This window comes from Streptomyces panaciradicis, assembly GCF_023516615.1.
GTDB classification, from domain to species: Bacteria; Actinomycetota; Actinomycetes; order Streptomycetales; family Streptomycetaceae; genus Streptomyces; species Streptomyces panaciradicis.
Map to the genome: position 1 here is coordinate 1 of NZ_JAMGBF010000143.1, position 22586 is coordinate 22586.

General features: G+C 73.5%; 23 protein-coding genes. 7 read left to right on the top strand and 16 right to left on the bottom strand.

Annotation, left to right across the window (positions count from 1 at the left end; all coding sequences use genetic code 11):
* Window positions 1-158: 158 nt before the first annotated feature.
* Window positions 159-821 (bottom strand): response regulator transcription factor, encoded by a 663-nt coding sequence (locus M8J74_RS35185; RefSeq protein ID WP_249840318.1) that lies wholly within the window; start codon window positions 819-821, stop codon window positions 159-161.
* A 14-nt stretch (window positions 822-835) separates the two neighbouring features.
* Window positions 836-1990: a sensor histidine kinase gene (locus tag M8J74_RS35190; RefSeq protein WP_249840319.1), complete on the bottom strand. Its 1155-nt coding sequence runs from the start codon at window positions 1988-1990 to the stop codon at window positions 836-838.
* 108 nt (window positions 1991-2098) lie between these two features.
* Between M8J74_RS35190 and M8J74_RS35195 the strand changes: the two genes are divergently transcribed.
* Genes M8J74_RS35195 through M8J74_RS35205 form a run of 3 tightly spaced genes read left to right on the top strand, consistent with a single transcriptional unit; the run spans window position 2099 to window position 4196 of the window.
* Entirely contained in the window at window positions 2099-3019 is a 921-nt protein-coding gene (locus M8J74_RS35195; protein WP_249840320.1) for an ABC transporter ATP-binding protein, read from the top strand.
* Window positions 3020-3021: 2 nt separating this feature from the next.
* Complete coding sequence (locus M8J74_RS35200; RefSeq protein ID WP_249840321.1) at window positions 3022-3744, top strand: ABC transporter permease subunit; 723 nt, start codon at window positions 3022-3024, stop codon at window positions 3742-3744.
* 41 nt (window positions 3745-3785) lie between these two features.
* A complete protein-coding gene (locus M8J74_RS35205; protein ID WP_249840322.1) occupies window positions 3786-4196 on the top strand; it encodes a hypothetical protein in 411 nt (136 codons plus the stop codon).
* 27 nt (window positions 4197-4223) lie between these two features.
* Here M8J74_RS35205 and mug read toward each other — a convergent pair whose 3' ends face one another.
* The 9 genes from mug to M8J74_RS35250 all read right to left on the bottom strand — a co-directional run bounded on the left by mug (window position 4224) and on the right by M8J74_RS35250 (window position 13826).
* Complete coding sequence (gene mug, locus M8J74_RS35210) at window positions 4224-4775, bottom strand: G/U mismatch-specific DNA glycosylase (RefSeq protein ID WP_249840336.1); 552 nt, start codon at window positions 4773-4775, stop codon at window positions 4224-4226.
* On the bottom strand, window positions 4772-6214 hold the full coding sequence (purB, locus tag M8J74_RS35215) for an adenylosuccinate lyase (protein WP_249840323.1): 1443 nt from the start codon (window positions 6212-6214) through the stop codon (window positions 4772-4774). Before purB ends, mug begins: the two co-directional genes overlap by 4 nt.
* Window positions 6215-6287: 73 nt before the next feature.
* Window positions 6288-6620 carry a DUF4326 domain-containing protein gene (locus tag M8J74_RS45215; RefSeq protein WP_505016715.1) on the bottom strand — a complete coding sequence of 111 codons (333 nt, stop codon included), beginning with the start codon at window positions 6618-6620 and terminating at the stop codon, window positions 6288-6290.
* Window positions 6536-7309 carry an SGNH/GDSL hydrolase family protein gene (locus tag M8J74_RS35225; protein WP_249840324.1) on the bottom strand — a complete coding sequence of 258 codons (774 nt, stop codon included), beginning with the start codon at window positions 7307-7309 and terminating at the stop codon, window positions 6536-6538. The genes M8J74_RS45215 and M8J74_RS35225 overlap by 85 nt, the downstream gene beginning before the upstream one ends.
* A gap of 68 nt (window positions 7310-7377) precedes the next feature.
* On the bottom strand, window positions 7378-8391 hold the full coding sequence (locus tag M8J74_RS35230) for a hemolysin family protein (protein WP_058926721.1): 1014 nt from the start codon (window positions 8389-8391) through the stop codon (window positions 7378-7380).
* The gene (locus M8J74_RS35235; RefSeq protein ID WP_249840325.1) at window positions 8388-9734 is read right to left on the bottom strand and encodes a hemolysin family protein; all 1347 of its coding nucleotides are present in this window, start codon (window positions 9732-9734) and stop codon (window positions 8388-8390) included. Before M8J74_RS35235 ends, M8J74_RS35230 begins: the two co-directional genes overlap by 4 nt.
* Before the next feature lie 187 nt (window positions 9735-9921).
* Complete coding sequence (locus M8J74_RS35240; RefSeq protein WP_249840326.1) at window positions 9922-10347, bottom strand: GNAT family N-acetyltransferase; 426 nt, start codon at window positions 10345-10347, stop codon at window positions 9922-9924.
* Window positions 10348-10447: 100 nt separating this feature from the next.
* Window positions 10448-13015, bottom strand: a complete 2568-nt coding sequence (locus M8J74_RS35245) for an ABC transporter permease (protein WP_249840327.1) — start codon at window positions 13013-13015, stop codon at window positions 10448-10450.
* A gap of 4 nt (window positions 13016-13019) precedes the next feature.
* Window positions 13020-13826, bottom strand: coding sequence for an ABC transporter ATP-binding protein (locus M8J74_RS35250; RefSeq protein ID WP_249840328.1), 807 nt, complete (start codon window positions 13824-13826; stop codon window positions 13020-13022).
* Window positions 13827-14022: 196 nt separating this feature from the next.
* On the opposite strand from M8J74_RS35250, the gene M8J74_RS35255 reads away from it, so the two are divergent.
* The gene (locus tag M8J74_RS35255) at window positions 14023-14262 is read left to right on the top strand and encodes a hypothetical protein (RefSeq protein ID WP_058926724.1); all 240 of its coding nucleotides are present in this window, start codon (window positions 14023-14025) and stop codon (window positions 14260-14262) included.
* A 4-nt stretch (window positions 14263-14266) separates the two neighbouring features.
* The gene (locus M8J74_RS35260) at window positions 14267-14641 is read left to right on the top strand and encodes a fic family toxin-antitoxin system, toxin component (RefSeq protein ID WP_249840329.1); all 375 of its coding nucleotides are present in this window, start codon (window positions 14267-14269) and stop codon (window positions 14639-14641) included.
* Between the two features lies 1 nt (window position 14642).
* On the opposite strand, the gene M8J74_RS35265 is transcribed toward M8J74_RS35260, so the two are convergent.
* Together M8J74_RS35265 and M8J74_RS35270 are read right to left on the bottom strand one after the other, a co-directional pair.
* A complete protein-coding gene (locus M8J74_RS35265; RefSeq protein WP_249840330.1) occupies window positions 14643-15338 on the bottom strand; it encodes a class I SAM-dependent methyltransferase in 696 nt (231 codons plus the stop codon).
* Window positions 15339-15410: 72 nt separating this feature from the next.
* Entirely contained in the window at window positions 15411-16097 is a 687-nt protein-coding gene (locus M8J74_RS35270; protein WP_249840331.1) for an esterase/lipase family protein, read from the bottom strand.
* A gap of 116 nt (window positions 16098-16213) precedes the next feature.
* Between M8J74_RS35270 and M8J74_RS35275 the strand changes: the two genes are divergently transcribed.
* The gene (locus M8J74_RS35275; RefSeq protein WP_372500365.1) at window positions 16214-18403 is read left to right on the top strand and encodes a helix-turn-helix transcriptional regulator; all 2190 of its coding nucleotides are present in this window, start codon (window positions 16214-16216) and stop codon (window positions 18401-18403) included.
* Here M8J74_RS35275 and bioD read toward each other — a convergent pair.
* From bioD to bioB, 3 genes are read right to left on the bottom strand one after another with little or no spacing between them, the layout of a single operon-like run.
* A complete protein-coding gene (gene bioD / locus M8J74_RS35280) occupies window positions 18400-19128 on the bottom strand; it encodes a dethiobiotin synthase (RefSeq protein ID WP_249840332.1) in 729 nt (242 codons plus the stop codon). The two genes, M8J74_RS35275 and bioD, sit on opposite strands and share 4 nt — an antisense overlap.
* A 1-nt stretch (window position 19129) precedes the next feature.
* On the bottom strand, window positions 19130-20410 hold the full coding sequence (locus M8J74_RS35285; RefSeq protein WP_249840333.1) for an adenosylmethionine--8-amino-7-oxononanoate transaminase: 1281 nt from the start codon (window positions 20408-20410) through the stop codon (window positions 19130-19132).
* Entirely contained in the window at window positions 20403-21614 is a 1212-nt protein-coding gene (gene bioB, locus M8J74_RS35290) for a biotin synthase BioB (RefSeq protein WP_249840334.1), read from the bottom strand. Before bioB ends, M8J74_RS35285 begins: the two co-directional genes overlap by 8 nt.
* A 147-nt stretch (window positions 21615-21761) precedes the next feature.
* Between bioB and M8J74_RS35295 the strand changes: the two genes are divergently transcribed.
* Window positions 21762-22586 (top strand): aminotransferase class I/II-fold pyridoxal phosphate-dependent enzyme (locus tag M8J74_RS35295; RefSeq protein WP_249840335.1); only part of this gene is annotated, 825 nt, incomplete at its 3' end.

Genomic DNA, 22586 nt, shown 5'->3' on the forward strand with positions numbered 1-22586 from the left:
CAAACACCCGAACAGCTCCGCTGTCAGGGCGCTCCGGCGCCCTGCGATCGCACGCCCCGGAAGCCGCGGGGCCCGCCCTTCGGGCGGACGACGGGACTTTCGACACACGCCCCAGCAGCCGCGGACACCGGCGAGTGCCGGGCCGCCCCGGCGGCGGATCACCCCGGCGTCACGAACCCCGCTTCATAGGCGGCGATCACGGCCTGCGTGCGGTCCCGGGCGCCCAGCTTCGCCAGTACGGAGCTGACGTGCGACTTCACCGTCTCCGTGCCGACGACCAGCCGGGCGGCGATCTCCGCGTTCGACAGCCCGCGGGCCATCAGCCGCAGCACCTCGCCCTCCCGCTCCGTCAGCCGGGCCCGCTCCAGCGCCTCCCGGGCCGCGCGGTTCCCGCCGCCGTCCCCGAACTCGGCGGCCAGCCGCCGCACGGACGCCGGGAACAGCAGTGACTCGCCCTCGGCGACCAGCCGTACGGCGTGCACGATCTCGGCCGGCCGTGCCCGCTTGAGCAGGAAGCCGTCCGCTCCCGCGCGCAGCGCCTCGTAGACGTACTCGTCGTTCTCGAACGTCGTCACCACGAGGATCTTCGGCGGCTCGTGGACCGTTCGCAGCACCGCGCGCGTGGCCTCGATACCGTCCAGGAGCGGCATGCGCACGTCCATCGCGACGACGTCCGGACGCAAACGACGCACCAGCGGGATCACCGCCGCGCCGTCGGCCGCCTCCCCGACGACCTCGATGTCGGACTGCGCCTCCAGCACGGCCCGCAGCCCCGCGCGTACGAGGGGCTCGTCGTCGACGAGGAGAACGGTCACCGGCATCCGGCCAGCGTAGATCACCGCACCGGCAGCTCTACGTGTACCTGCCACTCGCCGTCGGCGGGGCCTGTCCGCGCGCGGCCGCCCAGCAGGGCCGCGCGTTCGCGTATGCCGCGCAGCCCGCTGCCCCCGCCGGACCCCACCGGACCCGCGGCCAGTGGATTGCGCACGTCCAGGACCAGCCGCCCGCCGGTGACGTCGACGCCGACGCGCACCGGGACGGCTCCCGCGTGCCGCAGGACGTTCGTCAGGGCCTCCTGGAGGATGCGGTAGCCCTCCCGGGAGACCGGGCCGGGCACCGACTCCAGCGGCCCCGAGACCTCCGCGTCGATCTTGGCTCCGGAGGCGCGGGCGGACTCCAGCAGGCGGTCGGCGTCGGTGAGCGTCGGCCGGCCGCCGACCGGGCGCCCGGACTCGCGCAGGACGCCCAGCACACGCTCCAGGTCCTCCAGGGCGGCCCGGCCGGTCTCCTCGATGGCGCCCAGCGCCCGGTCCGTGAAGGCGGGGTCGCCGGCCGCGCGGGCGGCACCGGCCTGCACCACGGCCACGGTCAGCGCGTGACCGATGGAGTCGTGCAGCTCACGGGCGATCCGGGTGCGTTCCAGAAGCTGCTCGGTGCGCTCCTCCAGGGCGGCGAGGCGCTCGGCGGCGGACGGCCCGAGAAGGGCACGGGCGACGGCCGTCGCCAGCCCGCCGAGGCCCACGACCACGCCGTACAGCGCGAGCAGGGGCAGCGGAGCGGCGAGCGCCCACGCCCAGTGCCCCGGTATGTCCCGCAGGACCGGCACCTCGCCGCCGGGACGGCCGAGCGCGGCCCGGACCAGCCCGTAGCACGTGACGGGCAGCCAGACGCAGGCGAACGCCGCCAATACGCCCAGCACGAGGCGCACTTCGAGCCACACCGTGGTGCGCAGCCGGTCCCGCCAGGTCCGCGACGGCTCCAGCGAGAAGCCCGCGTCCGGTTCCCCGGGCGTCAGCATCCAGCGGGCCTGCACCCCCTCTCCCGTGCGCACGGCGGGGATCAGCCCGACCGGCGCCAGCAGCAGGGCCGGCACCCACGGCCACGCCGGGCCGATGAACATCCACACGCTCACGAACAGCACCGGCACCCACAGGTGCAGCAGCCGTGTGTACGTCGTCCCCCGGAGCAACGGGCGCAGAAAGCGGGCCATTTCGACATCGTGCCAGCCGCCACCGACACCGGGCCTCCCCCGCCCGGGGGAGACGATCTCCACCGGCGGGGGAGGGCGCCACCCCGCTCCACCGGCCACGCTGCTGTCATGACCAGCATCGACGTCCAGAACCTCACCAAGGAGTACGGCACCCGGCGGGCGGTGGACGGCCTCACCTTCCGCGTCCGTCCCGGCCGCGTCACGGGCTTCCTCGGCCCCAACGGCGCCGGGAAGTCCACCACCATGCGGCTCGTGCTCGGCCTGGACCGGCCCACCTCCGGCACCGCCACCGTCGGCGGCCGGCCCTACGCCGGCCTGCGCGAACCCCTGCGCCACGTCGGCGCTCTCCTCGACGCCCACGCGGCCCACGGCTCCCGCACCGGGCGCGACCATCTGCGCGTCCTGGCCGCGAGCAACCGCATCCCCGGCCGGCGGGTCGAGGAGGTGCTGGAGGAGACGGGCATCGCCGGGGCCGCCGGGCGCCGGGTGCGGACGTACTCGCTCGGGATGCGGCAACGGCTCGGCATCGCCGCCGCCCTGCTCGGCGACCCCGAGGTGGTCCTGCTCGACGAGCCCGCCAACGGTCTGGACCCCGAAGGCATCGTCTGGATCCGGACACTGCTGCGCAGGCTCGCGGCGGAGGGGCGCACCGTACTGGTCTCCAGTCACCTCATGAACGAGACCGCCTCCTTCGCCGACCACCTCGTCGTCCTGGGCCGCGGCCGCCTGCTGGCCGACACCCCGATGCGGGAGTTCATCGACACGCGCGTGTGCCCACGGGTGCGGATCAGAACGACCGACGCCACCGCGCTCACCGCGGTGCTCGCCCGGCACGGCCACGACGCCGTGCGGCACGAGGCCGGTCACTGGACCGTGGACCACGCACGCGTGGACGACATCGGCCGCGTCGTCTCCTCGGCGGGCGTCCCCCTCCTCGAACTCGCCACGGAGGAGGGCACCTTGGAGCAGGCCTATCTGGATCTCACCGGCGGCGAGGCCGAGTTCACCGCACCGGCCCGGGAGGCCTGATCATGGAATTCACGCCCGTTCTCCGCTCGGAGCTGCTCAAGATCCGCACCCTTCGGTCGCTCGTCGGCGGCCTGTGCGGGGTGCTCCTGTCGACCGTCCTGTTCTCCGCCCTCGCCGGCGCCGACAGCGGCGGTCCGGACGCCGACCCGCTCTTCTCCGTCTTCTTCGGCGTCGCCTTCGGGCAGATCGCGGCCATCGCGTTCGGCACGACGGCCGTGGCCGCCGAGTTCCGGGGCGGCGCGCTGCGCGCGAGCCTCGCCGCCGTGCCGCGCAGGGGGCGGTGGTTCGCGGCGAAGACGGTGGCGGTGGGCGTACCGATGCTGCTGGTGGGCCTGCTGACGGGCTGTGTGAGCCTGGCCGTGGGCAGGGCCGTTCCGGGGGCGAGGGCGGCGGGCCTGACCTGGGGCGAGCAGGTCCGCGGTGTCGTCGGCTGCGGGTTCTATCTGACGCTGATGGCCCTGCTGGCCGTCGGTCTCACGGCCGTGCTGCGCAGCGGCGTCGCCACGTCGAGCCTGCTGATCCCGTTCCTGCTCATCGTCTCCTTCGTCATCGGCGACATGTCCGGCTCGGTCGCCGACCTGCTGCCGGACCGGGCGGGCCAAGTGGTGCTCCACCGCACGTGGGACGGCTCTCTCGGCCCGTGGACCGGCCTCGCGGTGACGGCACTGTGGACGGCCGCGGCGCTGGCGGCGGGGGCGTGGAGCCTGCGCCGGCGGGACGTCTGACACCGCACCAATTGTCAGTGGCGCCCGCTTTACTGGACCGTATGGACATCGCGCACCACATCGCCCTCGTCGAGGAGCTGTGCTTCCGCCCTTTCGCGGCGGGACACGCTCATCACGAGGCCGAGTTGGCGGTCAGTCACGGCCTTCGCGGCGGTGACCTCGCGGAGCGGGCGGTGACGGCGGAGCAGTACCGGAAGGACCGGGACGCCATGTACGACCGGCTGGCGTCCCGCTGGGGCGAGACGGAGCCCTACAACCTGCAGACCGTCCTGCTGCGCTCGGCGGAGGAGGAGATACCCGGGCCGTGGGCCTCTCTCAGCGCGCGTGCCGACGTGGCCTACCTCTGGGAGGTGACCGGCACCGCGCGCTGGGTGGCCCTCGCGGTCGCCGACCGGGACGTCACGGACGAGGTCCAGCTCCTGGCGGTGGTCACCGAGGTCGCCCCGCCCTGAGCCGCCGAGCGTCCGCGAACGCATCCGCTACGACCCCTCGACCGCCGCCGACCTCAGCCGCGCGAACTCCTCCGCCATCGTCTGCGTCGTCCAATGCGCGTTCAGACCGCTCGGGTTCGGCAGTACCCAGACCCGCGTCTCCCCGATGATCCGCTCCTGCGGCCCCACCTGGGCCTTGCGGTCGTCGAAGGCGGCCCGGTAGGCGGTGACGCCCACCACGGCCAGCCACCGCGGCTTGAGCCGCGCCACCTTCAGGGCCAGCAGCCGCCCGCCCTCCCGGTACTCCTCCGCGCCGAGCTCGTCGGCCCGGGCGCTCGCCCGCGCCACGACGTTCGTGATGCCGAGCCCGTAGGAGGGCAATTCCCCCTGCTCCGACGGCTTCAGGAGGCGGGGCGTGAACCCGGACAGGTGCAGCACCGGCCAGAAGCGGTTGCCGGGCCGGGCGAAGTGGTGGCCCGTCGCCGCGCTCATCAGCCCCGGGTTGATGCCGCAGAAGAGCACGGAGAGGCCGTCCGCGACCACGTCAGGGACGAGACGGTCGCGGGCGGCCTCCAGTTCCGCCGGGGTGAAGCGGGTCAGAGGATCGCCCCCGGCGTGTAGCCCGCGGCCTCCGGGTGCTGCTTGACGATCTCCTCGACGCGGCCGACCACCGCGGCGACCTGGTCGGCGGCGGCGCCCGTGAAGGACAGCTTGTCGGCCATCAGCGCGTCCAGCTGGGCCCGGTCGAGCGGGATGCGCTCGTCGGCGGCCAGCTTGTCCAGCAGCTCGTTGCGCTCGGCGCCCTGCTCGCGCATCGCCAGCGCGGAGGCGACGGCGTTCTCCTTGATGGCCTCGTGCGCGAGCTCACGGCCGACGCCCGCGCGGACCGCGCCCATCAGCACCTTGGTCGTCGCGAGGAACGGCAGGTAGCGGTCCAGCTCCCGGGCGACGACGGCCGGGAAGGCACCGAACTCGTCGAGGATCGTCAGGAACGTCTCCAGCAGGCCGTCCAGGGCGAAGAACGCGTCCGGCAGCGCGACCCGGCGCACCACCGAGCAGGACACGTCGCCCTCGTTCCACTGGTCGCCCGCCAGCTCGCCGGTCATCGAGGCGTAGCCGCGCAGGATCACCATCAGGCCGTTGACGCGCTCGCAGGAGCGGGTGTTCATCTTGTGCGGCATCGCCGAGGAGCCGACCTGGCCCGGCTTGAAGCCCTCCGTCACCAGCTCGTGCCCGGCCATCAGCCGGATCGTCTTCGCCAGCGAGGACGGCGCCGCCGCGAGCTGCACCAGCGCGGTCACGACCTCGTAGTCCAGCGAGCGCGGGTAGACCTGGCCGACCGAGGTGAAGGCCTGCGCGAAGCCGAGGTGCGCGGCGATCCGCCCCTCCAGGTCCGCCAGCTTCGCCGCGTCCCCGCCGAGCAGGTCCAGCATGTCCTGCGCCGTGCCGACCGGGCCCTTGATGCCGCGCAGCGGGTAACGCCCCAGCAGCTCCTCGACCCGGCCGTGGGCGACCAGCAGCTCGTCGGCGGCCGTCGCGAAGCGCTTGCCCAGCGTGGTGGCCTGCGCGGCCACGTTGTGGGAGCGGCCGGCCATGACCAGCTCGCCGTACTCGCCGGCCAGCTTGCCCAGACGGGCGAGGACGGCCACCGTGCGGTCGCGCATCAGCTCCAGCGACAGCCGGATCTGCAGCTGCTCGACGTTCTCCGTCAGGTCGCGGGAGGTCATGCCCTTGTGCACGTGCTCGTGGCCGGCGAGGTCGTTGAACTCCTCGATCCGGGCCTTCACGTCGTGCCGCGTGACCTTCTCGCGCTCCGCGATCGAGGCCAGGTCGACGGTGTCGAGGACACGTTCGTAGTCGGCGATCGCCGCGTCCGGCACCTCGATCCCGAGGTCCTTCTGGGCCCGCAGCACGGCGAGCCAGAGCTGCCGCTCCAGCTTCACCTTCTGCTCGGGCGACCAGAGCGTGGCGAGCTCGGCGGAGGCGTAGCGTCCGGCGAGGACGTTCGGGATGCGGGGCTTGGCGGGAGCGGAAGTCACGTGGACGGATTCTACTGGCGATTCGTGCAGGCCAGCGCCAGGGCCCCGTTCGTCGGATGCTACGAGACGCCCGTCACGGCGCCTGCGTGTCGGCCGGCTCGGCCGGCACGTCCGCGCGGCAGAGCTCCGGCGCGCACCAGCAGGCCGGCGTCCGGCCGCGCAACGGCGGTACCGGCTCCAGCGGTTCGGGCCGCTCCAGCGGACACGCCCGGTACAGGGCCGTGACCTGCGTCCGGGTCCCGTCCGGCGGCACGTCCCTCAGCCGGGGCCGTATTCGTGGAGGCGGCCCCTGACGTCGACCACGCGCGTGCGCACCGCGGCCTACTCCTCGTACGGCAGCAGCTCGGGGCGCTTGGCGGGCCGTCCGTCGCCCGACGAGCGGCCGGTCAGCCGCCGGCCGATCCACGGCAGCAGGTGCTGCCGGGCGAACCGCGCGTCCGCGACGCGCCGGGCGGCCCAGCCGGGCGGCACGGTGGCCGGCATCGGCGTACGCCACTCGGTGTCCTCGGGGTCGTAGCCGAGGCCCTGCCAGACCGCCTCGGCGACTCTGCGGTGTCCCTCGGCCGTCAGATGCAGCCGGTCCACGTCCCACAGCCGGGGGTCGGAGAGCGAGGGTGCCCCGTACAGGTCGACGACGAGCGCGTCGTGCCGGGCGGCCAGCTCCTCGACCGTGACGAACAGCTCCTCCATGCGCGGCCGGAACCGCTCCAGGACCGGCCCCTGCCGGCCCGGGCTGCGCATCATCACCAGCTGCTTGCAGGACGGGGCCAGCCGCTCCACGGCCTCGGTGAGCAGGGCCCGCACCCGTCCCATGTCGCACTTCGGGCGCAGGGTGTCGTTCAGCCCGCCCACCAGCGTGATCACGTCGGGCCGCATCGCCGCGGCCACGTCGACCTGCTCCGCGACGATCTGCCCGATCAGCTTGCCGCGCACCGCGAGGTTGGCGTACCGGAAACCGGGCGTGACGGCGGCCATCCGGCCCGCGAGCAGGTCGGCCCAGCCGCGGTAGGAGCCGTCGGGCAGCAGGTCCGACATGCCCTCGGTGAAGGAGTCGCCGACCGCGACCAGGCTGGTGTGAGTGGGGTTCGTCTGCATGGCGACGAAAATATTAACCCGCCTCCATACCCGTCGGTCGGTCGGCCTCCCTCCGCCCGCGCGGCCCCTCAGGCCGGCTGCCCGAACAGCTCCCGGAGCACATCCTCCATGGTCACCAGGCCCGCCATCCGTCCGTCGTCGCCGAGGACGGCCGCCAGGTGGGTCCGGCTGCCGCGCATCGCGGTGAGCACGTCGTCCAGCGGTGTGCCCGCCCGCACGCGCGCGATGGCCCGCATGTCCCGCACCCGGAACGGCACGTCCCGCGGCGAGGCGTCCAGCGCGTCCTTCACATGCAGGTAGCCGACGATCCTGCGGTTCTCCTCCACCACGGGGAACCGGGAGAAGCCGCTCTCGGCGGACAGCCGCTCCAGTTCCTCGGGCGTGACGCCCACACGCGCGTAGACGACGCTCTCCAGCGGCAGGACGACGTCGCGCACGGGCCTGCGGCCCAGTTCCAGGGCGTCCCGCAGCCGTTCCTGCGCCCGGTCGTCGAGCAGGCCCGCCTCACCGGAGTCCCGCACGATGCGGATCAGTTCGGCGTCGGAGAACGTGGCCGCGACCTCGTCCTTGGTCTCCACCCGCAGCAGCTTCAGCAGCGCGTTGGCGAAGGCGTTGATCGCGAAGATCACCGGCCGCAGGGTCCGGGAGAGGGCGACCAGCGGCGGCCCCAGCAGCAGCGCGCTGCGCACCGGCTCGGCCAGCGCGATGTTCTTCGGCACCATCTCGCCGAGCAGCATGTGCAGATAGGTGGCCAGGGTCAGCGCGATCACGAAGGACACCGCGTGCCCGGCGCTCGCCGGCACGCCCACGGCGTGGAAGACCGGCTCCAGCAGGTGCGCGATCGCCGGTTCCGCGACCACACCCAGGACCAGCGTGCACAGCGTGATGCCGAGCTGGGCCGCCGCCATCAGCGCGGAGACGTGCTCCAGGCCCCACAGCACGCTCTTGGCCCGCCGGTCGCCCTCCTCGGCGTACGGCTCGATCTGCGACCGGCGCACCGAGATCAGCGCGAACTCGGCGCCGACGAAGAAGGCGTTGACGACTAGGGTCGCGAAACCGATCAGCAGCTGTACGGCGGTCATCGCGCCCCCTCCTGGTGCCTGGTGGTGTCCGCCTGGTCGTCGAACGGCGCGTGCATCAGCACCCGCGCGGCCCGGCGCCCGGAGGCGTCCACCACGTCCAGCCGCCAGCCGGCGACCAGAACGGTGTCGCCGACGGCCGGGATGCGGCCGAGTTCGGAGGCGACGAGCCCGGCCAGCGTCTCGTAGGGTCCGTCGGGGGCCCGCAGTCCGACGCGGGCGAGCTGGTCGGTGCGGGCCGAGCCGTCGGCGGAGTACAGGGCGTGGCCCTCGTCGTCGCTGCCGGCCGCGGCCAGGTCGGGTGTCTCGTGCGGGTCGTGCTCGTCGCGCACCTCGCCGACGACCTCCTCGACGATGTCCTCCAGGGTGGCGACGCCCGCGGTGCCGCCGTACTCGTCGATGACGACGGCCATGGTGCGCTTGCCGGAGAGGCGGTCCAGGAGCCGGTCCACGGTGAGGGTCTCGGGGACCAGGAGGGGTTCGCGCATCACGTCGGAGACCGGCACGTGGGTGCGCCGCTCGGCGGGTATGGCGAGAACGTCCTTGATGTGGGCGGTGCCCACCACCGAGTCGAGGGTCGAACGGTAGACGGGGAAGCGGGACAGGCCCGTCGCGCGCGTCGCGTTGGCCACGTCCTCGCAGGTGGCCTGGGCTTCGAGGGCGATGACCTGCACGCGGGGGGTCATCACGTTCTCCGCGGTCAGGTCGGCCAGGTTCAGGGTCCGGACGAACAGCTCGGCGGTGTCCGCCTCCAGCGCGCCCTCCCTGGCGGAGTGCCGGGCCAGCGCCACCAGCTCCTTGGGGCTGCGGGCCGAGGCGAGTTCCTCGGTGGGTTCCAGGCCCAGCCGGCGCACCGCGCGGTTGGCGGTGTTGTTCAGATGGGTGATGAACGGCCGGAAGGCCGCGCTGAACCAGCGCTGCGGGGTGCCCACCCGTTTGGCCAGGGCCAGCGGCGAGGAGATCGCCCAGTTCTTCGGGACCAGCTCGCCGACGACCATCAGGAACACGGTCGACAGCGCCGTACCGAGCACCAGCGCGACCGAGCTCGCGGCGGACCGGGACAGGCCGAGCGCCTGCAGCGGGCCCGCGATCAGCTTCGCGATCGACGGCTCGGCGAGCATGCCGACGACCAGGTTGGTGACGGTGATGCCGAGCTGGGCGCCGGAGAGCTGGAACGTCAGGTTCCGTACGGCCTTCAGGGCGCCCGCGGCGCCCCGCTCGCCGCGCTCCGCGGCCCGCTCCAGCTCGCCGCGTTCGACGGTGGTCAGCGAGAACTCGGCAGCGACGAAGGCGCCACAGGCGAGCGAGAGCAGGATCGCCACCAGCAGGAGGAGCACTTCGGTCATCGGGTCACCTCCGTCCCATCGTCGGGCAGGGCGGGGAAGGCCGCGCGATGTCGGGTACCACGCGTGCTACTGGGAGGCTCGCCCATGGACGGACGCTCACACCTTTCATGGAGGACGGGTGGTCCTCGAAGGGAGGACCGAACGTTCCCCCCAGGGTAAAGGATGAGCAAAGGAACCGGGTCGGGGGTCAGTCGGTGAGCGGCTTCACCCAGCGTCGCCACTGTTCCTCGGGCGCGTATCCGGCCGCCCGCCAGGCGTGCTGCGCGGTCTCGTTGCGCACCAGCACCATCGCGTCCCCGCGCCGTCCGCCCAGCCTCACGAACCGTTCCTCGGCCGCGGCCAGCAGCGCCGTCGCGATTCCCTGACGGCGCCGTCCGGGGTGCACGGCGAGCCGGTAGAGGTGGCAGCGCCAGCCGTCGAAGCCCGCGATCACCGTGCCGACGAGCTCGCCGTCCCGCTCGGCGAGGATCAGCGCCTCGGGGTCCCGTTCGACCAGCCGCTCCACGCCCGCGCGGTCGTCGCTGATGCTCGTGCCCTCGGCGGCCGTCTTCCAGAAGGCGAGGACGGCGTCGAGGTCGGCGGGGGTGGCGGGTCGTGTCCGCGGATCGGTCATGGGCCGATCCCACCAGCCGCGCCCGCCGCCGGCCCGGAATTCCAGCATCCGGACGGCCGCGGCGGCAGGCGCCACGGCTCGCGGTGGCCGTCGGTCCGCCTCACTCGTGGGCGATGGCCGCCAGCACGTTCATCCGGGACGCGCGCAACGCGGGCAGCAGGGCCGCGACGATCCCCACCACCGCCGAGCCGATCACCACCGCGACGATCGTGCCCCACGGGACGGCGAGGGCCTTCATGCCCTGCAGCGCCAGCACCTGCTGGGTGCACACGCCCCACACCAGGCCGAGCGCCAGGCCCAGGACCGCGCCGAAGACCGCGATCACCACCGACTCCAGCCGGATCATCCGGCGCAGTTGCCGCCGCGCGAGCCCGATCGCCCGCAGCAGGCCGATCTCGCGGGTGCGCTCGACGACCGACAGCGCCAGGGTGTTGACCACGCCGAGCACCGCGATGACGATCGCGAGGCCGAGGAGCGCGTAGACGAGGTAGAGCAGCACGGCGATCTGGTCGTGGATGAGCTTCTTGTAGTCGGCCTGGTCGCGGACCTGGACCTGCGGGAACGGCTTGAGCGTGGTCTCCAGGTTCTTGCGTAGCTGGTCGGCGCCGGTGCCGGCGGCGCGGTTGACGAACAGGACCGTGTCCTGGCCGTTCGGCACGTACTTCTCCACCGTGGAGATGCCGAAGAAGAGCCCGCCCTCGCTGCCGAAGCCGCTGGAGCCCTCCTGGTTCGTCAGGGCCGCCACCCTCACCTGGGCGGTGTGCCCGCCGGGGAACTGGGCGGGGAGCACGGCGCCCATCCGTACGCCGTGGTCCTCGGCGTACTTGCGGTCCATGGCGATGTTGCCCTCCGCCAGCGCGGCCGCCGTGTCGCCGCGCGCGTAGGCGATGTGGGCGACATCGTCGAGCCGCGGGTCGAAACCGGCCGCCGTCGTCTCGACGCGCTTGCCGTCGGGCAGCCGCAGCGCGATCCCCGTGAACCGCTCCCGGACCACGAGGCCGACGCCGTCCGTGGCCCGCACCTTGTCGGTGACCTCCTGGGAGAACGGCATGAAGTTGCTGTTCTGCACCATGAAGTCGGCGCCCAGCGTCTTGTCGATCTGCCGGTCGAAGGACTTGGACATCGACGCGCTCGCCACCGACATCCCGCCCACCAGGGCCAGGCCGACCATGAGCGCGGCCGCGGTGGCGCCGGTACGGCGCGGATTGCGCAGGGCGTTGCGCTGGCTCATGCGGCCGACCGAGCCGAACAGCGCCGGGAAGGCGCCGCCGAGGACCCGGATCACGGGACGCACCAGCAGCGGGCCCGCGACGACGGTCGCGATCAGTGTCAGCACGACCCCGAGCCCCAGCAGGGAGGCCGCGGACGCCGTCTTCGAGGAGGCGGCGCAGCCCGCCAGGGCGGCCGCGCCGAGCGCCCCGACGACCGCCCCGACGATCGCCCGGGTACGCAGCGGCCGGCCGATCCCGGCGCTCTCGGCGTCCGAGAGCGCGGCCATCGGAGAGACGCCCGCCGCCCGGCGGGCCGGGAGGTAGGCGGCCACGAAGGTGACGCCGATGCCGACGACGTAGGCCGCCACGGGCGTGCCCCAGCCCACCACCATCTCGGTGGCCTTGAGGTTCATCCCGAACGCGCTCATGAGCTTGATCAGGCCGGCGGCCAGCCCGATGCCGGCGGCGAGGCCGAGCGTGGAGCCGGTCACGCCGAGCAGGACCGCCTCGGTGAGCACCGAGCGCCGCACCTGGCGCCGGTCGGCGCCCAGGGCCCGCAGCAGGCCCAGTTCACGGGTGCGCTGGGCGATCAGCATCGAGAAGGTGTTGACGATCAGGAAGATGCCGACCAGGACCGCGATCCCCGCGAAGCCGAGCATCACGTACTTGATGACGTCGAGGAAGCCGCCGAGCTGCTCCGCCGAGGACTTGGCCTGCTCGTCGGCCGTCTTCACGTCGTAGGCGCCGATGCCGGTGACGGCGAGGACGCGGCGCTTGAGCTGCGCGTCGCTGACGCCCTTCGCCGCGTCCACGGAGATGCTCGTCGCCCGGTCCGCGGAGCCGAGCAGTTTGCCGGCGGCGATCTCGGGGTCCAGGTAGACCAGGGCGGCGCCGGGGTTGGTGGTGGTGAAGGTGGCGATGCCGGTGACCCGGACCTTGAACGTGCCGGGCTGGGCCATCAGCGTGAGCGTGTCGCCGATGCGCACGTGCTTCTTGTCGGCGGTGTCCGCGTCCAGCAGGGCCTCGCCGGGGCCGTGCGGGGCGTGGCCGGAGGTCAGCTTCACGGGGCTGCGGGGGGTGAGGTACCAGTCGGTGGCGATGGTGGGGGCGCCGCTGGTCGGTCCCACCGACTTGTTGTTCCGGTCGACGATGGTGATGTTGTCGACGCCGACGTCGGCGTGCGCGGACTTCACCCCCGGGACCGCTGCCAGCCGCTTGGCGAGCGCGGCGGGCACGGTCTGCGTCTCGCCGGTGGGCACCGAGGACTTCAGGTCCTTCTTGGGCTGGACGGTGACGTCGGCGGAGGTGTGGGCGAAGAGCCGGTCGAAGGTGCGGGTGACCGTGTCGGAGAAGATCAGGCTGCCCGCGACGAACGCCACGGACAGGAGGATGGCGAGGGCCGACAGCAGCAGCCGGCCCTTGTGCGCGAGGAAGCTGCGGAGCGTCGCCTTCAGCACCGGCCTACTCCTGTCCGTCCGTGGCCTCGACCTGGCCGCGCAGGACGTCGAAACGCTTCATGCGCTCCAGCACCGCCTCCGCCGTCGGCCGTTCCATCTCGTCCACGATGCGCCCGTCCCCGAGGAACAGCACCAGATCGGAGTGGGCGGCGGCGCCGGGGTCGTGGGTGACCATGACGACGGTCTGGCCCAGCTCGTCGACGGCCTGGCGCAGGAACGCGAGCACCTCGAGTCCGGCCCGCGAGTCCAGGTTGCCCGTCGGCTCGTCCGCGAAGATCAGCTCGGGGCGGGAGACCAGCGCCCGGGCACAGGCGACGCGCTGCTGCTGGCCGCCGGACAGTTCGGCGGGCCGGTGCTTGAGGCGGTCCCGCAGCCCGAGGGTGTCGATGACCTGGGCCAGCCACTTCTCGTCGGGCTTCTTGCCGGCGATGTCCATGGGCAGGGTGATGTTCTCGGCCGCGTCCAGCGTCGGGATCAGGTTGAACGACTGGAACATGAACCCGATCCGGTCCCGCCTGAGCCGGGTCAGCTCGCGCTCCTTCAGCCCGGTGATCTCGGTGTCGCCGAGCCAGACCTGACCGGCCGAGACCGTGTCGAGGCCGGCCAGGCAGTGCATCAGGGTGGACTTCCCCGAGCCGGAGGGGCCCATGACCGCCGTGAAGCGGCCGCGCGCGATGTCCACGTCCACCGAGTCCAGGGCCAGGACGGTCGTCTCGCCGGAGCCGTACGCCTTGGTCAGACCGCGGGCGCGGGCCGCGATCCCGTCGGCCGGCGCCTGGCCCGGGGCGTGCTCCGCAGCAGGTGTGGACAAGGCTGCCTCCTCGCTCACGTGGACGTGCCGACTCCTCCGTCGTGGCCGAGATTAGTGTGAGCCGTTCGCGGCCGACATCCGCCGAAGGTCCCGGCCGGTCTCCACCGCAGGTCGAATCCCTGATACCGATGTAAGGGCCATCCTCCACCCGTGGGGGGACCTTGCCGTGCTAGCGGTTCGGCGCTAGCTTCGAGGTATGGCGAAGACCCAGCTGAACGTGAGAGTCGACGAGGGCACGGCCCGCGCGGCCCGTGAGCGTGCCCTGGCCCGGGGCATGAGCGTCAACCGCTACATAGAGGAACTGGTGAGACAGGACACCGGAGAGGTCGGCCAGACGTTCGTGGAGGCCGCCGCCGACTTCATGAAGCAGTACGAGTCCGTCTTCGCCGAGGAGTTCGGCGGCGAGAACGACACCGCGCGCGAAGGTCGCCGCTGATCCCTTGAGCGACCTCAGCATCGACCTCGCCTGGCTGCTCATGCTCGCCGAGCAGCGGACGCCCGGGGACCCCCAGGTCATCGACTGGGGCGCCCTCGTCGCCGCCGTGGCCCGCCACGAGGCCGAGATATTCGACGTCCCCGTCTACGACAACCCGCACGCGCGCGCCGCCGCCCTTCTCCAACTCCTCATCCACATCCCCGCGTTGGAGCGCTCGAACGCCCTCTTCGCCTCGGCCGTGGCCTACGCCTACCTGGTCGCCAGCGGCCTGCGGGTCTCCACCTCGCCGACGCAGGTCCGGGATCTGGCCCGCATGGTCAAGCGCGGCAACGCCACGGTGTACGACATCGCGGCCGAACTGCGCGGCTGGACGGCGTGAGTCAGACGGCCGGCCCCGCGCGCTCCGGCCGCCACGCCGTGCCCAGCACGCAGTAGGAGGTGGGCAGCGTGGGGCCGCTCTCCGGCATCAACAGCCTCCGGTAGGGGCCCAGTTCGAAGCCGGCCTCGCGCAGGGCGGCGACCGGGTCGCGGGCCAGATGACAGCCACCGCTCAGCGGGGGCCACAGGGTGCGGTCCAGGGCGCGCTGGGCGAAGTGCATCGCCGCTCCGCCGCCCCGGCCGTGCTCGAAGAACCGCACGACACCGCCGGGCCGCAGCACCCGCCGGATCTCCGTGAGCGCCCGCGGCACGTCCCGCACGCTGCACAGCACCAGGGACACCACGACCGCGTCGAACGCCTCGCTCTTGACGGGCAGCGCCTCCGCGGCGCCCGGTGCCACGTCCACCGGCACCTCGGCGCGCAGGGCGTTCTCGACGGCCAACTGCCGCAGGCGCCGCTCCGGTTCGATGGCGACGACCTCCGAGACCGTGCGCGGATAGCGGGCGAAGTTCAGGCCGTTGCCCGCGCCGATCTCGATCACCCGCCCCGACAGCCCGGCCAGCAGACGGTCGCGGATGCCGCCCATCCCCAGCCGGGTCTCGGCGGCGACGCTGGCGCGGGCGTAGCAGCGGGCGAACAGCGGGTGGTGCACGGGATCCCGGGGCGGCCTCGCGGAACCGGTCGACCGTAGCGGCATGGGGACCTCCTCCACCGGACGGGCCTTACCGCGATTGTCCCCCGATCGGGCCCCGTGCACCCTCGTCGCAGGTCAGCCGATGAAGTTCCGCACCTGCTGGTACACACCGGGGTCGTTGTTCATGTCGGTGTGCGAGATGCAGCCCGCGTCGACGTTGGTCGCGCCGCTCAGAAGTGCCGAGCTGTTGGGGACGACCGCGCTGTCGCAGTCGGACCAGTAGCTGGCGTAGGACACGGCGCCCGGCGTCTCGTCGCCGGAGTTCAGCGCGGTCAGGAAGGAGCTGCCCTGCTGCATCTCCTTGCACGAGGTGTACAGCCAGGCGCACCACGAGGCCACGGACGTACCGTGGTTGACGCCGGCGACCGAGACGAAGTCGTCGACGTACGACGTCCCGCCCAGGTTCTTCAGGTAGTAGCGGGAGGACAGCGCGCCCATGGAGTGGACGACCAGGTCCACCTTCGAGGCGCCGGTTCTCGCGAGCACGTTCCTGACCTCGGTGGCCAGTTGCTGGGCGGTGGTGGCGTTCGACTTGGACCAGTCGTACGAGAACGCGTCCAGTTCGGAGGGCGCGTAGCCGTCCGCCTCGAAGTCCGCGATCCAGTCGTCCCAGCTGCTCGCGTCACTGCTCAGGCCGTGCACGAAGACGACGGGGTCGTGGGTCGCCGCCTGGGCGGGGGCGGCGGTGAGGGGGAGGGACACGAGGAGCGATGCGGCCACGGCCGACAGTGCCGTGGCGATACGACGCGTGTGGCGCTGCATGATGCCTCCTGACACGGGTGGGGTTCGTCAGGAGTGTCGGCGTGGGTCTACGCGCGCCGCATCGGTGAGATCGCCGGTCTTTACGATTCAAGTAACCCGCCAGTAACGTCAATTGTGTGGTGACTCCGGTGAACCCCCCGCCTCTTCCCCGCACTTCGCCACCGCGGTCCACGGCGCCCGCACTCCTCGAGGGCGTCCGCGTGCGGGTCCTGCACGCCGTGTACGGCGACGCGCGCGCCGCCGCCGAACTCGCGACCCGCCTCACCGACCGCCAGCGCTCAGGTCTCGACCCGCTCCCCACCCAACCCGCCCTGCTGGCACCGCGGTTGCTGCGGGCCCTGCGCGCCGAACTGCGCGCACTGCCGGACGGCACCCGCCTGCTGCTGCTCCTCGCCGCCGCCGACCAGTACCCGCTCGCCACCCACGCCTTCCTGCGCGCCGTCGCCGCCGCCCGCCTCGACACCCGCCCCCTGGAGGCCGCCGAGGCCGCCGGCATCGCGCACGCCGGCGCGGGCGGCGTCGTCTTCCGCGACGCCTGGACCAGGATCGCCGCCTACGAGTCCGGGGCGCCGTCGGACCGGCGCGAGGCCCACCGGCTGCTCGCCCGCGTCCTGAACGGCGACGGCGAGAAACCGCGCCGGTCCTGGCACCGGGCGGCGGGCGCCCTCGGACCCAGCGGACGGCTCGTCGCGGAGCTGTCGGCGGCCGCCGCACAGGCGCGCGCGACCGGCCGGCTCACACTCGCCCGGGCCCTGACGGAACAGGCCGCGGCACTGAGCCCCGACCCCGCCCGCCAGGGCCGCCTGCTCACCCGCGCCGCCACCGACGCCTGGCAGTCCGGCGACGCCGACCGCGCCCGCGGGCTGCTGCGTGCCGGGGCGGCCGACGACACGCTCACCGGTCTGTTCGCGCTACGCGCGGAGAACGCGACGGAGGCCTTCGACGCCCTGCTGACGGCGGCGCAGCCCGCCCGGGCCGACGGTCCCGCGCACACTTCCGGCTCCCTCGACGCGCCGCACCTTCTGGCCCGTGCCACCGAGGCCGTCATCTACACCGGGGACCTGCGCCGCTGCCGGGACGCCGTGCGGGCTGCGGAGCGGCTGGGGATCGAACCGCCCGGCGCGCTCGGCGGACTCGCCGCCGCCGTGGACGGACGTTACGAGGACGCGCGGGACCTGCTGGAGGCGGCGGCCGGGCGGTGCGGACCGGGCGGCGACCCCACCGTGCTCCTCCACGCGGGCATCGCCGCGCTCATGCTCGGCGACCATGCCCGCGCCGCCACCGCGACCGTGCGGGCGGCCACCTCCGCCCAGGCACGGGGCGCGACCGCCACCGTGGCGCAGGCCCTGGAGTTCCGCGCCTACGCCGACTTCTGGACCGGCCGCCCGGACGCCGGCGCGGCCGCCGCGACGGACGCCCTCCGGCAGGCGTACGCCTCCGGCCAGGACAACGGCGCCTGCCATCTGCAGGCCGCACTCGCCATGTTCGCCGCGGTCACCGGCGCCGCGGACCTCTGCCGTGAACGGGCGGCGGCCGTACGGTCGTACGCCCTCGCCCGGGGCCTCGGACTGCCCGCCGCGCTCGCCCAGTGGGCGCTCGCCTTCCTCGACCTCGCGGAGGGGCGCTTCGCCGGCGCCGCGGCCCGGCTGCGCGCCCTCGCCGGATTCGGCCCCGGCCACGGCCACCGCGCCATCCGGCACCTGGCCACCCCGCACTACGTGGAGGCCGCGGTGCGGACCGGCGACCCCCGCGTCGCCCGGGCCGCGCACGCCGACTACCACCGCTGGGCGACGGCCGTGCGCAGTCCCGACGAGCTGGCCCTCAGCGCCCGCTGCCGTGCCCTGCTGGCACCCGGCGCCGAGGCGGTCGACCTCTACCACGAGGCCCTCGACCTGCACGCCCGCGGCACCCGCGACTTCGAACGCGCCCGCACCGAGCTGCTGTTCGGCGCCGCGCTGCGCCGGCTGCGCCGCCGTACCGAGGCCCGCGACCGGCTGCACAGCGCCCTGGAGGCGTTCGAGCAGTTCGGCGCCCCGCACTGCGCCCTGCAGGCCCGGGCGGAACTGCGCGCCCTGGGCGCACCGGCCGCCCCGGCGCCCACCGACGGCGGACCCGGCGGCCGGCTGACCGCCCAGCAGCTGGTGATCGCCCGCATGGCGGCCGACGGAGCCACCAACCGGGAGATCGCCACCCGCCTCGCCCTCAGCCCCCGCACGATCGACCACCATCTGCGGGGCGTGTTCGAACGGTTGGGGATCCGCTCACGGATCGAGCTGGTACGGCTGCTCGCGGGCGGCGATTCCTAGGCCCCGCCGTCGGCGGCCTCACGCCCCCGGAACACCTCGGCGTCCCACGTGCCGTTCAGCCGCGGTGCCAGCCAGCCCGGCGCCGCGGCGCGGAAGCCCGCGGGGTCGAGGGCCCCGGCGCCCATCGGCAGGGCGCCCAGCAGCGGGGCTCCGGCGACGTCCGGGAGGTCCGTGACGTTGCAGCGCATCGCCAGGTCGGGGGAGTCGGGCCAGCCGCCGATGACGACGCCCAGCAACTCCACGTCACGGGAGCGGAGTTCGCGCGCCGTCAGTTCGGTCGTGTTCAGCGTCCCCAGCCCTGCCGTGGCCACCACCAGCACCGGTGCCCGCAGCAGCTGCGCCGCGTCCGCCAGGGTGCCGCCCGCCTCGTCGAACCGCACGAGCAGCCCGCCGGCGCCCTCCACCAGCACCAGGTCGTGCGCGGCCGCCAGTTTTCCGGCGGCCTCGGCGACGTCCTGCGGGCGCACCGGGGTCATACCGGCCCGGCGGGCCGCGGTCGCCGGAGCCAACGGCTCGGGATAGCGGGCCAGTTCGGCCGTCGTCACGGCTCCCGCGAGCCGCGCGACCTCGTCGGCGTCCCCGCGCTCGTCCGGCCGTACGCCCGTCTGCGCGGCCTTGAGCACGGCCACGGAACGCCCGGCCGCGACGGCCGCCGCGGCCACGGCCGCCGTGGTGACGGTCTTGCCGACCTCCGTGCCCGTGCCCGTGATCACCAGTACCGGCATGTCATCCCTCCCGCGCCGCGGCGCACAACGCGCGCGCGATCCGTGCCAGGTCCTCGTCCCCGGTGACGTAGGGCGGCATCGTGTAGACCAGGTCGCGGAACGGCCGCAGCCAGACGCCCTCGCGCACCGCCGCGTCCGTGGCCGCCTTCATGTCGACGGCGTGGTCCAGCTGGACGACCCCGATGGCACCCAGCACGCGGACGTCCTGCACGCCGGGCAGATCGCGGGCGGGCGCCAGGCCCTCCCGCAGTCCCGTCTCGATCCGTTTGACCTCCGCGAGCCAGTCCTGGCCCAGCAGCAGCTCGATCGAGGCGCAGGCGACGGACGCCGCGAGCGGGTTGCCCATGAAGGTCGGGCCGTGCGCGAGCACCGGGACCTCGCCCCGGGAGATGCCGTCGGCCACGCGCGCGGTGCACAGCGTCGCCGCCATCGTCAGATAGCCGCCGGTCAGCGCCTTGCCGACGCACATCACGTCCGGCGTCACCGCCGCGTGCTCCGCCGCGAACAGCGCGCCCGTCCGGCCGAAACCGGTGGCGATCTCGTCGAACACCAGCAGCACGTCGTGCGCGTCGCACGCCTCACGCAGCACCCGCAGATAGGCGGGGGAGTGGAACCGCATCCCGCCCGCGCCCTGCACCACCGGCTCGACGATCACCGCGGCGAGCTCGTCGGCGTGCTCGGCGATCGCCGAGCGCAGCGACTCGGCGTACGCCTCCTCGTACGCGGCCGGAGGCGCGTCGACGAACACCTGCCGGGGCAGCACCCCGCTCCACAGCTCGTGCATCCCGCCCTCGGGGTCGCACACCGACATCGGCTGCCAGGTGTCGCCGTGGTACCCGCCCCGCCAGGTCAGCAGCCGTCGCTTGCCGGGCCGGCCCAGCGAACGCCAGTACTGCAGGCACATCTTCACGGCGACCTCGACCGACACCGAGCCGGAGTCGGCGAGGAAGACGTGCTCCAGACCGTCGGGCGACATGTCGACAAGGAGCTTCGCGAGGCGCACGGCCGGTTCGTGGGTGAGGCCGCCGAACATCACGTGGCTCATCCGGCCGAGCTGGTCGGCGGCGGCCTCGTTGAGCACCGGGTGGTTGTAGCCGTGGATCGCCGACCACCAGGACGACATGCCGTCGACCAGTTCGCCCGAACCGTCGGCGAGGCGCAGCCGCACCCCGCTCGCCGCCTCCACGACGAGCGGTTCGGCCTGCCCCGGCATCGGCCCGTACGGGTGCCACACATGCCGCCGGTCGAGCTCCAGCAGCTCCGGGACGGACAGGTCAGGCATTGGGCGCGAGGTCCGTGCCGGCGCCACGGCGGCGTACGGCGACCAGGTCGGTACGGGGCTCGTTGGCCGCCGGCGCGGCAGCGGCGGCACCGGCGGCTGCCGTACCGCACACCCCGCCGCCCTCGTGCGACCCGCACCCGGCGTCCTCGTGCGACCCGCAGCCGGCCTCGGCGTGCGACCCGCAGCCCCCGCCGGCGTGCACCCGGTGCTCGGGCAGGGTCACCTGATCGGCGCCCTCCACCTCGAAACCGGCGTCCGCGATCATCTCCAGGTCGGCCTTGCCCGCCTGGCCCTCGGTGGTGAGGTAGTCGCCCAGGAAGATCGAGTTGGCCAGGTGCAGCGCGACCGGCTGCATCGAGCGCAGATGGACCTCGCGGCCGCCCGCGATGCGCACCTCGATGTCGGGGCACACGAAGCGGACCATCGCCAGGATGCGCAGGCAGCGCTGCGGGGTGAGGTTCCACTCCGCGGCCAGCGGGGTGCCCTCGACCGGGATGAGGAAGTTCACCGGCACCGAGTCCGGGTCCAGCGCCCGCAGCGAGAAGACGACGTCGACCAGGTCCTCGTCGCTCTCGCCCATGCCCGCGATCAGCCCGGAGCAGGCGGACAGACCGGCCGCGTGCGCCTTGTTCACGGTGTCGACGCGGTCGGCGTAGGTGTGCGTGGTCGTGATGTCGCCGTACGTCGACTCCGACGTGTTCAGGTTGTGGTTGTAGGCGTCCGCGCCCGCCTCGCGCAGCCGCTCGGCCTGGCCGTCGGAGAGCAGACCGAGGCAGGCGCACACCTCCACGCCCTCGTTCTGCTCCTTGATCGCCTTGATGGTGCCCGCGACCCGGTCGACGTCACGGTCGGTCGGGCCGCGCCCGGACGCCACCAGGCACACCCGCTTGGCGCCTCCCGCCAGCCCGGCCGCGGCGGCCTGGGAGGCCTGCTCCGGCTTGAGCCAGGTGTACTTGAGGATGCCGGTGCTGGAGCCGAGCCGCTGGGAGCAGTAGGAGCAGTCCTCCGGACACAGCCCGGACTTGAGATTGACGAGGTAGTTCAGTTTCACCCGTCGGCCGAACCAGTGCCGGCGCACCTTTCCGGCCGCGGCCACCACGTCGAGCACGTCGTCGTCGGAAGTGGCGAGGACGGCCAGAGCCTCCTCGCGGGTCGGCAGCTCGCGCCGAAGCCCCTTGTCCACCAGCGTGTTCAGCAGGTCCATGAGAGCCGATCCTGTCCTACCCACCCGCCCCGGGCCAAGGAGAGATTGAACAAGACGTGCGCTTCGACGTGTGGGTATTGCCACATCATGGGGGGCGGCCCGTGCGGCTAGTGTCTGTCCACTGCCTACAAAAGCCCCGGAGGAGCCATGGCGTTCGGCTGGATCGACGAGCAGGCGGAGCTGCGCCGTCGCGCCGGGCTCGTACGGATTCTGCGGCCGCGCCCGGCCCACTCCCCGCTCCTCGACCTCGCGAGCAACGACTACCTGGGGCTGACCCACCACCCCGAGGTCGCCGCGGGGGCGGCCGAGGCCGCCCGGACCTGGGGCGGCGGCTCCACCGGGTCCCGGCTCGTCACCGGCACCACGGAACTGCACACCGAGCTGGAGCGGGAGCTGGCCGACTTCTGCGGCTTCGAGGCGGCGCTCGTCTTCTCCTCCGGCTACGCCGCCAACCTCGCCGCCGTCACCGCGCTGGCCTCGCACGGCTCGCTGATCGTCTCCGACGCGGGCAACCACGCCTCGCTGATCGACGGCTGCCGGCTCGCCCGGGGCGGCACGCAGGTCGTGCCGCACGCGGACCCGGAGGCGGTGCGCAAGGCGCTGGGGACGCACGACGGCCCGGCCGTCGTCGTCTCCGACACGGTCTTCTCGGTCGACGGGGACGCGGCCCCGCTGACCGCGCTCGCCGCCGCCTGCCGGGAGCGGGGCGCGGGACTGCTGGTCGACGACGCGCACGGGCTCGGCGTGCTGGGGGACGGGGGCCGGGGGGCCGCGTGGGCGGCGGGCCTGGCGGGCGAGGGCGACGTCGTCGTGACGCTCACGCTGTCGAAGTCCCTCGGCAGTCAGGGCGGGGCTGTGCTGGGCCCGGCGAAGGTGATCGAGCACCTCGTCAACGCGGCCCGCACGTTCATCTTCGACACGGGCCTGGCGCCCGCGGCGGCGGGGGCGGCCCTGGCGGCGCTGCGGCTGCTG

Coding starts and splice junctions, on each gene's coding strand:
- M8J74_RS35185 (WP_249840318.1), bottom strand. CDS start 821: ATGCCGGTGACCGTTCTCCTCGTCGACGACGAGCCCCTCGTACGCGCG.
- M8J74_RS35190 (WP_249840319.1), bottom strand. CDS start 1,990: ATGGCCCGCTTTCTGCGCCCGTTGCTCCGGGGGACGACGTACACACGG.
- M8J74_RS35195 (WP_249840320.1), top strand. CDS start 2,099: ATGACCAGCATCGACGTCCAGAACCTCACCAAGGAGTACGGCACCCGG.
- M8J74_RS35200 (WP_249840321.1), top strand. CDS start 3,022: ATGGAATTCACGCCCGTTCTCCGCTCGGAGCTGCTCAAGATCCGCACC.
- M8J74_RS35205 (WP_249840322.1), top strand. CDS start 3,786: ATGGACATCGCGCACCACATCGCCCTCGTCGAGGAGCTGTGCTTCCGC.
- M8J74_RS35225 (WP_249840324.1), bottom strand. CDS start 7,309: ATGCAGACGAACCCCACTCACACCAGCCTGGTCGCGGTCGGCGACTCC.
- M8J74_RS35230 (WP_058926721.1), bottom strand. CDS start 8,391: ATGACCGCCGTACAGCTGCTGATCGGTTTCGCGACCCTAGTCGTCAAC.
- M8J74_RS35235 (WP_249840325.1), bottom strand. CDS start 9,734: ATGACCGAAGTGCTCCTCCTGCTGGTGGCGATCCTGCTCTCGCTCGCC.
- M8J74_RS35240 (WP_249840326.1), bottom strand. CDS start 10,347: ATGACCGATCCGCGGACACGACCCGCCACCCCCGCCGACCTCGACGCC.
- M8J74_RS35255 (WP_058926724.1), top strand. CDS start 14,023: ATGGCGAAGACCCAGCTGAACGTGAGAGTCGACGAGGGCACGGCCCGC.
- M8J74_RS35265 (WP_249840330.1), bottom strand. CDS start 15,338: ATGCCGCTACGGTCGACCGGTTCCGCGAGGCCGCCCCGGGATCCCGTG.
- M8J74_RS35270 (WP_249840331.1), bottom strand. CDS start 16,097: ATGCAGCGCCACACGCGTCGTATCGCCACGGCACTGTCGGCCGTGGCC.
- bioD (WP_249840332.1), bottom strand. CDS start 19,128: ATGCCGGTACTGGTGATCACGGGCACGGGCACGGAGGTCGGCAAGACC.
- M8J74_RS35285 (WP_249840333.1), bottom strand. CDS start 20,410: ATGCCTGACCTGTCCGTCCCGGAGCTGCTGGAGCTCGACCGGCGGCAT.
- bioB (WP_249840334.1), bottom strand. CDS start 21,614: ATGGACCTGCTGAACACGCTGGTGGACAAGGGGCTTCGGCGCGAGCTG.